The organism is Acinetobacter gandensis (assembly GCF_001678755.1).
Taxonomy (GTDB): Bacteria; Pseudomonadota; Gammaproteobacteria; order Pseudomonadales; family Moraxellaceae; genus Acinetobacter; species Acinetobacter gandensis.
This window is the reverse complement of sequence record NZ_LZDS01000029.1, coordinates 1-12,710: the sequence shown is the minus strand read 5'-3', so window position 1 is coordinate 12,710 and position 12,710 is coordinate 1. Positions and strand designations below refer to the sequence as shown.

General features: G+C 37.7%; 13 protein-coding genes and 1 pseudogene. 8 read left to right on the top strand and 6 right to left on the bottom strand.

Annotated elements, in window-relative coordinates:
* Positions 1-110 precede the first annotated feature (110 nt).
* The gene (locus A9J31_RS13610) at positions 111-1,298 is read left to right on the top strand and encodes a vWA domain-containing protein (RefSeq protein ID WP_067767073.1); all 1,188 of its coding nucleotides are present in this window, start codon (positions 111-113) and stop codon (positions 1,296-1,298) included.
* Between the two features lie 141 nt (positions 1,299-1,439).
* Positions 1,440-2,648, top strand: coding sequence for a tryptophan synthase subunit beta (trpB, locus tag A9J31_RS13605; RefSeq protein ID WP_067767071.1), 1,209 nt, complete (start codon positions 1,440-1,442; stop codon positions 2,646-2,648).
* Between the two features lie 8 nt (positions 2,649-2,656).
* Here trpB and A9J31_RS13600 read toward each other — a convergent pair whose 3' ends face one another.
* The 4 genes from A9J31_RS13600 to A9J31_RS13585 all read right to left on the bottom strand — a co-directional run bounded on the left by A9J31_RS13600 (position 2,657) and on the right by A9J31_RS13585 (position 4,407).
* Positions 2,657-2,926 (bottom strand): hypothetical protein, encoded by a 270-nt coding sequence (locus tag A9J31_RS13600; RefSeq protein ID WP_067767068.1) that lies wholly within the window; start codon positions 2,924-2,926, stop codon positions 2,657-2,659.
* Positions 2,927-3,103: 177 nt separating this feature from the next.
* Entirely contained in the window at positions 3,104-3,535 is a 432-nt protein-coding gene (locus A9J31_RS13595) for a CBS domain-containing protein (protein ID WP_067767065.1), read from the bottom strand.
* Between the two features lie 108 nt (positions 3,536-3,643).
* Positions 3,644-4,021: a DUF2750 domain-containing protein gene (locus A9J31_RS13590; protein ID WP_067767591.1), complete on the bottom strand. Its 378-nt coding sequence runs from the start codon at positions 4,019-4,021 to the stop codon at positions 3,644-3,646.
* 152 nt (positions 4,022-4,173) lie between these two features.
* Entirely contained in the window at positions 4,174-4,407 is a 234-nt protein-coding gene (locus A9J31_RS13585; RefSeq protein ID WP_067767062.1) for an SEL1-like repeat protein, read from the bottom strand.
* Positions 4,408-4,630: 223 nt separating this feature from the next.
* Here A9J31_RS13585 and A9J31_RS13580 point away from each other — a divergent pair, with 223 nt between their 5' ends.
* Both A9J31_RS13580 and A9J31_RS15500 read left to right on the top strand, forming a co-directional pair.
* The gene (locus tag A9J31_RS13580) at positions 4,631-4,990 is read left to right on the top strand and encodes a hypothetical protein (RefSeq protein WP_067767059.1); all 360 of its coding nucleotides are present in this window, start codon (positions 4,631-4,633) and stop codon (positions 4,988-4,990) included.
* Positions 4,991-5,099: 109 nt separating this feature from the next.
* Positions 5,100-5,423: a hypothetical protein gene (locus tag A9J31_RS15500; protein WP_081410338.1), complete on the top strand. Its 324-nt coding sequence runs from the start codon at positions 5,100-5,102 to the stop codon at positions 5,421-5,423.
* Here A9J31_RS15500 and A9J31_RS13575 read toward each other — a convergent pair.
* A complete protein-coding gene (locus A9J31_RS13575) occupies positions 5,347-6,915 on the bottom strand; it encodes an insulinase family protein (protein ID WP_067767056.1) in 1,569 nt (522 codons plus the stop codon). The genes A9J31_RS15500 and A9J31_RS13575 overlap by 77 nt on opposite strands.
* Positions 6,916-7,029: 114 nt before the next feature.
* Positions 7,030-8,364, bottom strand: a pseudogene (locus A9J31_RS13570) (M16 family metallopeptidase); the annotation flags it as partial.
* A gap of 241 nt (positions 8,365-8,605) precedes the next feature.
* On the opposite strand from A9J31_RS13570, the gene ftsY reads away from it, so the two are divergent.
* The 4 genes from ftsY (at position 8,606) to A9J31_RS13550 (ending at position 12,231) form a co-directional block, all read left to right on the top strand.
* Positions 8,606-9,697: a signal recognition particle-docking protein FtsY gene (gene ftsY, locus A9J31_RS13565; RefSeq protein WP_067767053.1), complete on the top strand. Its 1,092-nt coding sequence runs from the start codon at positions 8,606-8,608 to the stop codon at positions 9,695-9,697.
* 175 nt (positions 9,698-9,872) lie between these two features.
* Positions 9,873-10,559, top strand: a complete 687-nt coding sequence (locus A9J31_RS13560; RefSeq protein ID WP_067767050.1) for a nitroreductase family protein — start codon at positions 9,873-9,875, stop codon at positions 10,557-10,559.
* Between the two features lie 231 nt (positions 10,560-10,790).
* Positions 10,791-11,384: a nitroreductase family protein gene (locus tag A9J31_RS13555; protein WP_067767046.1), complete on the top strand. Its 594-nt coding sequence runs from the start codon at positions 10,791-10,793 to the stop codon at positions 11,382-11,384.
* 193 nt (positions 11,385-11,577) lie between these two features.
* Entirely contained in the window at positions 11,578-12,231 is a 654-nt protein-coding gene (locus tag A9J31_RS13550; RefSeq protein ID WP_067767043.1) for a DUF2057 domain-containing protein, read from the top strand.
* Positions 12,232-12,710 lie beyond the last annotated feature (479 nt).

The following is a 12,710-nucleotide window of genomic DNA, read 5'->3' as shown; positions in this document are numbered from 1 at the left end:
AATGTGTGCAGTATAGAGGTTAGCTCAGTTGCATAACGCATAAAAATATCTCATGCAATTAAACTGGCTTGGCCTTCCGAAAACTTAATTTTATTGGATTTTACTCGCCTATGTTTGTGCGACTGTTTTATACCCTCAGAAAATATGGCGTGCCAGTATCGACACGAGAACTCATTGATCTTAATGAAGCGGTTGCAGCAGGGCTTGTTTTTGCGAATCAAGACGAATTTTATCAGCTTGCAAAAACCATCATGGTAAAAGATGAGCGCTTCTTTGATAAGTTTGACCGAGCGATGAAAGATTATTTTGATGGCATTGCAACGTTTGATTTAGATGAATTGCTGAATCAGGTTCATAAGCTGCCAAAAGACTGGTTTGATCTAGAGCTTATTGAAAAGCATTTAACTCCTGAACAACGCGAAGAATTAAAGAAAGCGGGTTCGTTAGAAGAACTCATGAAAATGCTTGAAGAACGTTTGCGTGAGCAACATAAAAAACATCAGGGTGGAAACAAGATGATAGGCACGGGAGGGACATCGCCCTTTGGTGCTTATGGTGATCATCCTGAAGGTGTGCGCATTGGTGGGCCTGGGCGTAAGCGTTCTGCCGTTAAGGTTTGGGAACAACGCCAATATCGCAATTTGGATGACGATCAAATTTTGGGTAGTCGACAAATGCAAATGGCATTACGTCGATTGCGTAAATTTGCGCGTCAAGGTGCAGCAGAAGAATTGGATATTGACGGCACTATTCGTGAAACAGCCAAACAAGGTATTTTGGATGTTCAATTGGTGCCAGAACGTCGTAACCGCATCAAAGTTTTGATGTTGTTTGATGTTGGTGGATCTATGGATGCACATATTGCACAGTGTGAGAAGCTATTTAGTGCAGCCAAAACTGAATTTAAAACTTTAGAATATTTTTACTTTCATAACTGTCTATATGATTATGTATGGAAAGATAATATCCGTCGTTCAAGTTCACGTATGAATACGTGGGATTTGTTTAATACCTATGGACGGGATTATCGGGTGATTGTGGTAGGTGACGCCAGTATGGCACCGTATGAGTTAAATTCTGCGGGCGGCTCAGTTGAATATATGAATGACGAGGCAGGACAAGTTTGGTTACAGCGTTTACGTAATCACTTTGATAAAACAGCTTGGTTAAATCCTGAAGAAGATAACTATTGGCACTATACCCAAACGATTGGTGCGATTAAGCAAATATTTGAAGATCATATGTATCCGATGACCCTTAAGGGTGTAGAAGATATGACAAAATATTTAGCGCGGTAAATCATTTTAATGCGGTAGGCTGTAGAAATAATAGACTGCTTTAAGTGAGAAGATGTGTTTTGACTTGTTGTATAAAGTCAAAATTCGTTAGTATCGGAGCAGTCTTTTTTATACCTAATTTCTTAGAGCGAAGGAAATACGATGGATCATCAAATTAATGGCATTGCTTTACCCAACGAAGAAGGTTTCTTTGGTGAATACGGTGGTCAATTTATTCCACCTGATTTAAAGCAGGCAATGGACGACATTAATGTTGCTTATGAACAGATCCGTCATACAGAAGAATTCCAAAATGAATTAAAAGAATTATTTGCACACTATGTTGGCCGTCCAAGTCCATTGTTCTATGCAAAGCGTCTATCAGATAAATTAGGTGGCGCACAGATTTATCTTAAACGTGAAGATTTAAATCATACGGGTGCACATAAAATTAATCACTGTTTAGGTGAAGCACTTTTAGCAAAATACATGGGGAAAACCAAAGTGATTGCTGAAACGGGTGCAGGGCAGCATGGTGTTGCATTGGCTACAGCATGTGCACTTGTAGGTATTCCATGTGAAATTCACATGGGACAGGTTGATATTGAAAAAGAACACCCTAATGTGGTGAAAATGAAGATTTTAGGTGCCAACCTGATTTCGGTTACACGTGGTACCGCAACATTAAAAGATGCTGTGGATAGTGCGTTTGAAGAATATTTAAAAGATCCGAAAAATTTCATTTATGCGATTGGTTCTGTGGTTGGCCCACATCCGTTTCCTAAAATGGTGCGTGACTTTCAAGCAATTATTGGTGAAGAAATTAAAGTTCAGTCGAATGACCGCTTTGGCTCTAATCCAGATTATGTCGTTGCATGTGTTGGTGGTGGTTCAAATGCAGTCGGTGCATTCAGCGCATTTTTAAATGAAGCAGATGTGAAATTGGTAGGTGTAGAGCCTGCGGGTCATGGTTTGGATACAGATATGCATTCTGCAACCTTAACTTTAGGTAAGCCAAGTCAAATTCATGGTATGGCGTGTTATGTACTTGAAGATGAACAAGGTCAACCGTTACCAGTGCATTCAATTGCATCCGGTCTAGATTACCCAGGTGTTGGTCCACAGCATAGTTTGCTTAAAGATTTAGGTCGTGTTGAATATACTACAGCGACTGACCAAGAATGCTTGGATGCGTTTATGACTTTGTCTCGTGTGGAAGGTATTGTCCCTGCACTTGAAAGTTCTCATGCAGTTGCGTGGGCATTACGTGAAGCACCAAAACTGACTAGAGACATAAAAATCGTAGTCAATGTGTCAGGTCGTGGTGATAAAGATGCTGATTATGTAGCTGCAAAATTAGGTCTTAACTAATCGCTCAATTAAAAAAGACTAAGTTGTGCATCCTTGTTTGAAGATGTATAAATTTTCTGAACTTGATCATCAATATCCCAGTTTTTAACTGGGATATTTTTTTTGACATAGCTTTTATAAAAACTGTGGTCAAAGACTGATGAAATTGGAATAAGTTCAGGATGTAAGGTATAGATAACAGCTTTGCTATCTAATAGTTCTGTGACTGCTGCCGCAAGCTCAAGGTTAATGGTACGTCTATGTGAACTGAGTAAAGGATCATGTTTCATTGATACCATTAATGATTCAAGTTTTGAAATTATGCAATCAATTTGATTTAAGTTATCTGAAGCTGAATTTAGTATTGAGTAATTGCTTTGTAATTTTATTGTCATTACGTTTATTGGGTGCTTAAAATTATGCAATGATATTGATTAATTCTCCCCCTTTAACTATTTGATAAAGGGGAAATTAATTTAGCCTGAAATGTATTGTTGAAGTTGTTCAATCAATTTACGTTGATCATCCATCGCAGCTTTGACTAAATCACCAATCGAAATAAGACCACTCAGCTGTTTATCTTCAACTACAGGTAAATGTCTCAAGTGGCGATCTGTCATCAATTCAAGGCACTCTTCAACCGTTGCTGCTGTAGTCACGGTAATCACGCTACCGGTCATAATTTCACTTACTGTGGTATCAAAAGAGGTTCTTTCCATGAGGGCAATTTTTCGCGTGTAGTCACGCTCTGAGAGAATTCCAACCACATTGCCTTCATGAGTAACGACAAGCGCACCAATGCTTTTCTCAGCCATAAGTGAGATCGCTTCGAGTACGGTTGCATCCGGTGTAATTGTGTAAATTTCTTTGTAGGCTTTGTCTTTCAAAACTTGTGCAACAGTAGTCATATATTTTGTCCCTTATAGTATTTTTTGTTTAATTTAAATTAGCGTGAAATTTAGAAAATGCAAACACTTTTCAGTGTCTGCATCAGTTATTTTGTTAGTCAATTTGAATTAAACAGTACGCATATTTGGCGTTGAAAAAAAGAAATGGCGCATTTGCATAGTCGTAAGTTTTAATTTGATGTTATTTGAACTATATAAGGCAGGTGTGACTTTGAGCCTTGTGAGTGTTGGTAATAGCGCGACTTCAAAATCACGTGGAGTAATACGTCGTGGTGTGTAGTTTGGCCAATTCTTCTTGGCATATTTATGTGCCTGAATACCATTTAACCAAAAGGGGAAGATAATATCATCTTGATCGCTGGTCATCGCCCAGCCTTGTTGGTGATAAAGTCCCCATAAAACACCACAGTACATCATGGTTTTTAAAATATTAATTTTAAAAAATATATCTTTTTGAATCGGTTTATATTGCTTTAATTTAGACATCATATGCAGCGTGTTGTTGATGTTGCTCCTATTGTAGAAAATTCAAATGAAATTACTGTGTATGTCTTGAACTTGATTGTAAGAATTTATGTATATAAATAGCTAAGTCAAAAAGTAAAGGGTGAAAAAAACGCCACCTGGGTGACGTTTGATTATGCTTGCAATGTGGCCATGTTTTGCCAATATTGCGCTTTAAGTGAGTCACGCTCTACACGGAAACCTTGGTAATAAAGTTCAGCTAAAAACATTGCTGCTTTACCATGGCCAGCGCGAGCTGCTTGTTCCAATTCATGTACTGCATCGCTGAAGTTCATTTGAGATTGGATTGTATTTACTGCTGTTGCATAAACGTGTTCAAGTTCATGCTGAGAGAATTGTTGAATCATATTAAACTCCTTATTCTAATTATGATCATTCAAGGGCCCATTCTTTAGCCCTTTTAACTAATATAACTAAGTATTATTAAACTAATATTACAATTAGCTTGAATTGTCAACTATTACTGCAAATATTTTACTTGTTGGTATAGTTTACATGATTAAACAATGAACATTTGCTTAATTGATTAAAATACTAACATAAGAAGTTGTAGATAATAAGGAGAAGGACATGAGTAGAATTTTAGACGGTTTGACTTTAGATTATCCTCCTACAATGTCTCAAATTGTGGAGTTGGCGCATCAACATCGACGCAACTTAGATGATGCAATTTTTCATCAAGAAATACATTTAGGGGATTTTGGTTTAGCACAGCGTAAACGGGTTTATGATTTCACGCGTGATTTAGATAAGAATCAACGCTTAGAATTTTACAATGCTTATAACGGAGAACTATTAAAAATAGCTGATGATGATGATTTGCATCCTGCACATGCAGAAGGTGGGATGAGTATTTTTGCCGTCATTATTGTGTTGGCTATTATTGCATTAATCCTTTATTTTGCTGTGATTCGTACCATTATTCATTAAAAGATACGATTTAGTCACATGGCACCATTTTGAATTGCTTATGAATTAAGCAGGATTACTTGAACTTATTTAACGTCAGCCATACACTACTTTTAACCTGAGGTAGTGTATGACTATTGATTTAGAAAAAATTATTCAATTCAAATCTAAAATACAGCTTGAGCAAGTCTATAATATTTTCGTTTCAATGATGATTGCGATTATTTTGATTCTCGCTGTAATTGCATTATGCCGTCCTATTTCCGTGCAACAGTATCAAAACGTATCAAGTCTTGCTGTTCAGCAAAGCTATCCTGAAACTCAAGAAATGGCTGTGTTATTAAAACAGCAAGATAAAATACGAATGGCTGCTTATCTTAAATTGATGCACGCTTATCAGATGGAGTCTGTGCGGGCACATCAGTTGCCGGCATTGGCAGAGGAGCAACATTAGAGGGTAATTGCTTAGGCTCAGGTGTTGTTCCTAAATTCTCTTGTAAAATGTGTTTCAGTTGTTCTTTGTCCAGTTGCTGACTGACAACAATTACTGTCATATCTTCTGGATGCATATATTTTTGCACAGCTTGTTGTACATCATTTACTGTTATTTTTTCCAAAAGCTTTGGATATTGGGATAAGTAATCCGTTGGTTGATCATAAAAACCGAGTAGCCCTAGTTGAGCGTTAATAGTTGAGTTACTGCTGTAATTGTTGGGGAAAGCCCGAAGCATCCCTGCTTTTGTTTCTTCAAGCTGTTTTGCATCAATCGGTTTTTTTACAAAGTCGACATAGGCTTTGTGTGCTACTTTGATGCTATCAACGAGTTGATCCTGACGTGTGCCATAACTAAAACTAAATGTTCCAGGGGATTGGCTAAAGCTAAAAGAACTATAAGCTCCATAGGTATAGCCGCGCTTTATACGAAGTTCTTGCATTAGTATGGAGTTAAAACCACCACCACCAAACATTCGATTGGCAACTTCTAAGGCTAAACGATCTGGATTATTACGAATAGTGCCTAAGTGCCCAAACATCACATTGGCTTGTGTCGAATTAAATGGCATATAAACGATGTTAAAACCATTCTTTTCAACTGGGGTTGCTAACGGTTTTGCTTTTTCACCTTGTTTTAAGTTACCTGAAAGTCGTTCGGCAAGATTTTGGGCTTCTTTAGTGCTCAATTTGCCTGTAATCGCAATATTCATATTTTGTGCAACGAGAAATTTATCGCGAAACGTTTTTAGAATTTCCGGTGTGATTTTTTTGATACTACCATTTGTTCCTGTAATTGGCTCTGCATAAGGATGCGTGCCATATAGTTCACGATTAAAGCGAATACCCATGAGTCGGCTTGGGCTTTCTTGTAGTTGCTTTTGACCTGCTTGGTTATTGCTTAAGGCTAAGCTAATACTGGAATTTTTAAATGTTGCATTTTTGAGTATCTCCATCATCATGCCGAGTGCAGGCTCAAGTTTTTTAGGGTCGGATAAAACCCGTAGTCGCATCACAAACATGTCTCGGTGTGCTTGTATGCTCATCTGGGCACCAGATTGATCAAATACCGATGCTATTTCTGCAGCATTATATTTTTCCGTGCCTTCATCCATCAGGCGAGCGGCCATATTCGCTGTACCAAATAAACCTTTTCCAACTTCTTCATCACGTGCGGCACCTGCATTGAAAGTAAGCTGAATATCGACCATTGGTAAATCTTGTGATTCTACAAAAAGTGTGCGAACACCATTTCGGTTTTTTAGTTCCTGCACATGAGGTGCACGATATTCTTTCTCTAACTGCACGTTTCGCAGACTTTGCAGCATTGGAATGGACTGTAGTTGACTCGGATTGTCATTAATATCAGGTATATTTTCAGTATAACTTTCCGCAAAAACCAGACCGCTCGTAATGGATAACACGCTCAGGCATAAAATTTTCAATGTAGACATGTTTATTCCTTAAATCGCATTATCTGTTTCGATAGATTGAGCATTTTGTGGCACACTTGGCGTTGCTTCAACTTTTTCATTTTTGTCAGCAGGGGCTGGGTTAATGGTGCTTATTTGATTGTTTTCTTGTTCAGGCAAGAGATACATGGTACTTAAGTTCTCCCGTACAAAATAAGCATTGGCAACGCGTTGAATGTCTTGAGCACTCACGTTTTCATAATATTTTGGAAGTTCATCCATCAAGCGAAAACTTAATCCATTGACTTCCAAATTACCGATCATTTTTGCCTGACCACTAATATCGTCTTGGCTATAGATTAAATTGGAAATAAATCGTGTTGTAATACGTTCTACTTCAGGGCTTTTGACTAATTCTGCTTTAAGTAAATCAATTTCATCCTGAATGGCTTTTTGCGCCTGTTCCATTTTGATGCCATCTGCGGGTAGTGCAGAGATGCTAAATAGGCTATCGCCACGATTATAAGGATCATAAGAGGCGCTGACCGCGGTTAATATTTTACGCTGACGTACCAACTTGTCTTGTAGGCGTGATGAAATACCACTGTCTAAGACATTTCGAATGATGTTTAACGCATACGCATCTTGCGGATTTTTTGCTGTAGCAAGTGAATGTACATTCCAAGACATGTAAAGATTTGGTACTTGTACAGGAAGTTTAAGTTCCATATGGCGATAACCAATACGCTCAAATTCTAAAACATCATTCCGTTCAGGCGTTTTACGTGATGGGATGTCTCCAAAATACTTTTGGACTTGTCGAATCGCAGATTCTGCATCCACATCTCCAACAATGACTAAAATCGCATTATTGGGTGTATACCATTCTTTGTACCATTGCTTTAAGTCTGTTAATTTGATGTTTTGTAGATTCTTCATATGGCCAATCACAGGTTGGCGATAATGACTGGTGGGGTATGAAATCCATTTAAAGCGTTCGAATGCTAATGACCGAGGATTGTCATCGGTACGCTGACGACGTTCCTCCATCACAACTTTAATTTCTGGGTCAAAGTCTTGCTGTTGTAAGCGTAGATTACTCATACGATCGGCTTCTAATTCCAAAGCCATTGGAAAATAAGCCTTAGGATAGAGTTGATAATAATTGGTGTAATTGGTAAATGTTGCGGCATTAATACTGCCACCGTAAATTCGGCTTAAACGTGTGAATTCATCATTCGGAACCTTGGTCGTTCCTTTGAACATCATATGCTCTAAGGCATGAGATATACCGAGCAGATTGCCGGATTCATCGCTACTCCCAACTTTGTACCAAATATGCGTCATGACCATGGGCGCGCGATGATCCTCACGAATGATGACTTTTAAACCATTTTTAAGTGTGGTTTCAAACGTTGTTCGCGTAAGTTGGCTACGTGTATCAGCATATAAATAACTGCTTGCCAAAATGCTGCTTGCAGCTAGGCCAATATGAAGAAGAGAGCGAATTAAATAATTGAAAAGACGAGGAGAAATCGTTTTTTTAGAGGACACAAATCTATCCGGTAAAATCTATTTTATATACTGATATTTTGCCTAAGCGTGCTTTGAAAGCAACTGAAACGTGTTGTTTTTTGGTGTGTGTGTGGCTCATAGCACAGGAAAGGCTCAAATTAAGATAAGTTATGTTAGAATCTCATTTTTTTAACGCAGTGCTTTTCAAGGATTCGGCATGCAACAGCAATCTAATGGGCAGAATAAATTTTTGATTGATGCTGATATCGGTGATGACGATGTCACGTTACCGAGTTTACCTGCGGTAAATGTGCCGATTATCGAAACAGCAAAAGCACAGGAACAAATTGTACCTGAAGTGAGTGAGACTGAAGCACCATCTAAAGGTGGTTTCTTTAGCCGCATGAAAGAAGGCTTATCAAAGTCTCGTAAAAACTTAGCCGATGGTATGGTCAATATCCTGATTGGTGGTAAGGAAATTGACGATGAGCTTTTGGAAGAAGTGGAAGAACAACTTCTGGTCGCTGACATTGGTGTAGAAGCAACAAAAACCATTATTGCAAATTTGACGGAGCGTACTGAGCGTGGTGATTTAATTTATTCGCACTCATTGTATAAAGCTTTACAAGAAGAATTGGTTGCTTTGCTTGCACCACGCGTAAAACCTTTGCATATCGATACAAACAAAAATCCGTATGTGATTTTAGTTGTGGGTGTGAATGGGGTTGGTAAAACAACCACTATTGGCAAATTGGCAAAACGCTTACAAGGTGAAGGTAAGAAGGTTATGCTGGCGGCAGGTGATACCTTCCGTGCAGCAGCAACAGAACAACTTCAAATTTGGGGTGAACGTAACAATATCCCCGTTGTCGCACAGGGTCATGGTGCAGATTCAGCATCTGTGATTTTCGATGCATTCGAGAGTGCACGTGCCAAAGGTGTTGATGTGCTGATTGCAGACACCGCTGGTCGCTTGCATAACAAAGGGCACTTGATGCAAGAATTGACCAAAGTTAAACGTGTGATGCAGAAAATTGATGCAACAGCGCCACATGAAGTGATGTTGGTGGTTGATGCAGGTACAGGTCAAAATGCAATTAATCAAGTTGAAATGTTTGATGAAGCAGTTGGACTAACAGGTTTGACCATTACCAAGTTGGACGGTACAGCAAAAGGCGGTGTTTTATTTAATATTGCCAGCCGTACACATGTGCCAATTCGCTTTATTGGTGTGGGTGAAAAAATTGATGATTTACGCCCATTCTCTGCCAAATCTTTTGTTGCTGCGCTATTTGAAACCGATAAGTGAAATGCGTGACAATTCACACAAACTCCGTTAAATGCGGAGTTTGTTGTTTTTTGCGTGGTTGATTGATTTAAAAAGGAACAGTAAATAATTTTATAAATCAAAATATAGGCATAGAAACCCTTAAAATAAACATGGATTTATTTCATTTGAATAATTTTAAATTTGGGGTGTAGGTGTGGCGTTGCTCGATAAAATTGGTCATGTATTGACTGCGGATATCACGAAAGACTTTAAATTAAAAAAGAAAAATATCGAAATGGATACACCAGTTTCTTTTGTAGAGCACTTAAAGAAACGACGAAGTATTTATGATTTAGGCAAAAAAGTTCATTTTAGCCAAGCTTATATTGCTGGATTAATTCAGGAATCTGTTCGTTGTTGTCCGTCTGCATATAACTCGCAAAGTACCCGTATCGTTGTGTTGTTTGGTGATTCACATCAACAATTTTGGGATATTGTTAAAGAGGTACAGCGTAAAAATGTGGCTGCACATATTTTTGAAGGGGCTGCCTTAAAAGTTGATCAATGCGCTGATGCTTTTGGCACGGTATTATTTTATGAGGATCAACAAGTAATTCAGCAATTACAGAAAAAAGTACCGTTTAGTGCCGAAGATTTCCCAGTATGGTCTGAACAAACATCAGGGATGGCGCAGTTTGCTGTTTGGACGTCCATTGCGGATGCGGGAATGGGGGCATCATTACAACACTATAATCCACACATTGATCAAGCCATTGCAAACTTTTTAGGGATTAATGAACATTGGTTGCTCCGTGCACAATTGGTTTTCGGTTCTGTAGAAGGAAATGCACCTGAGCGAGAAGAGCCTGAAGATCAAGAACGCTTTCGAATTTACACTTAATTGAATTGAACTTTTTAAAATTAACCTATGATGAATATGTGAAGATAGTGTAAATACAGCGGTGTCTGTGCTGTCGCTGTATTTTTTAAGATAAAACAATATTACAAAGTTAAAAATCATTGTTCTAGAAATAAAACACAATGTTGTAAATACAGTCATGTAATTGTTAAAAACTTCAATTAAGATTATTTCAATCCATTTATATGATCTGAAAATAAAAAGAGGCTTTCTATGTCATTCCTTAACCAAATTGAACAACGTCGTACCATTTATTCGATTGGTAATAATGTAACTTTGTCACAAGCTGAAATTGAACAGACGATTAAAGATGCTGTGCGTTTAAGCCCATCATCATTTAACTCACAGACATCTCGTGTGGTTATCTTATTTGGTGATTCACATCAACAATTTTGGAATATTGTCCGCGAAACCTTGAGAAAAATTGTACCTGCTGATGCTTTTGAAGGTACTAATGGCAAAATCAATAGTTTTGCAGCTGGTTTTGGTACAGCTCTGTTTTATGAAGATCAAGCAGTTGTGAAAGCACTTCAAGAGCAATTTGCGTTATATGCCGACAATTTTCCAGTTTGGTCAGAACATTCGACGGCTATTGCTCAATTTGCCACATGGACGGCATTGGCGGAAAAAAATATTGGTGCATCTTTGCAGCATTACAACCCAATTGTAGATGAAGAAGTAGCGGCAGCATTTTCAGTGCCTGAGAATTGGAAATTACGTGCGCAACTTGTATTTGGTTCTATTGAAGCCCCAGCGGGTGAGAAAACCTTCATAGATGATGCTGAGCGCTTTAAAATATTTAATTAAGTTTTGTGACTTAAAGGCATTCAGAATATTAAAAGGGCGTATTTCGCCCTTTTTTTTATATGTATAAAATAAAAAAAGATATCTGAATTATGGATTGAAGCTAAGCGTAGAGTAATAAATTGATGTCATACCATTGTCATATATGCATAGCATAGTGCAAACCAACTTTAAAATTTGAATATGAGTGATAACCATGACTTTACGCTTTACAGTTGCTGCTGCGACATTATTGATGAGTAGTGTAGGTTTTGCTGCAGTAACATTAACAGTTCCAGAAGAAATTAAGATTGTGGCTGTTAATGATCAAGAGATAAGTGGTGGTTTATTCCGTTCGGCAGAAAAATACACTTTAAACGCTGGCGAAAATGTCATTAGTGTTCGTTATACCGAGTTTTTTCAACATCCAGACAATTCACACGATATTTTAAAATCTGGAGTTGCTTCAATACGCACACCGGTTCTGGTTGATGGTCAAGAATATCGATTGGCTTTAATAGATGCACCTAAAGACTTTGATAAAGCGCAAAACTATAAAGATCAGCCAATTTTTGGTTTATACAATAAAGCGAATCAACTTTTGGTTGAGCAACAAGGAGCAAAACAAGAGCAGAAAGCAATTTTCTCAAATACAATTTTTCGAAATAATCTTGATCTAACCAAAAAAACGGCTGCACCTGCAAATCAGCCAGCGCCAGTATATACACAAAATACATCAGTAATTGTGCCAGCTCAAAAAGCACAGTCTGTTGTGAGTGCTTCAGATCAACAATTAATTCAGTTATGGCAAAAGGCGACCAAAGTTGAACGCCAGAAATTTATGAGTTGGTTGGCTGAACAGTCCAATTAAGATTAAAGCCTAATTAGAAAAGGATCCAATGAAGCTCAGGTTTTATTTCTTTGCCTTATAAAATTATAAGCTCATCTTTGGATGGGCTTTATCTTTATATAGTGTTAATAAATTCAAAATTGGCTTAAGTAAGCACTTTAATAAAACTAAAAAACGGCTTATATTGAATGAATACTAAGCAGAAAAATGCTTTTAGTTTAAAATATGATCACTTGTGACTAATATTGTGGAAGTTTCTACAATAGGGGCTTGTGTTTGTTTTTAAACTCTATAGAATACGCTGCATACCAACGCAGACAAGCAAACGCACGAAGTGCTAAATTGTTGAGTGTTTGGTTTTACTTGCTGGTGACGAATCAGTAAGAAGATCATTAAGAGATTATGAAGAACAACTTGTGTGGATTTTTACTAGTTGATCAGTCGAAATTATTTTCATTGATTGATGGTAGAAATTACTCGAAGTTTATTTGAGAAATTAA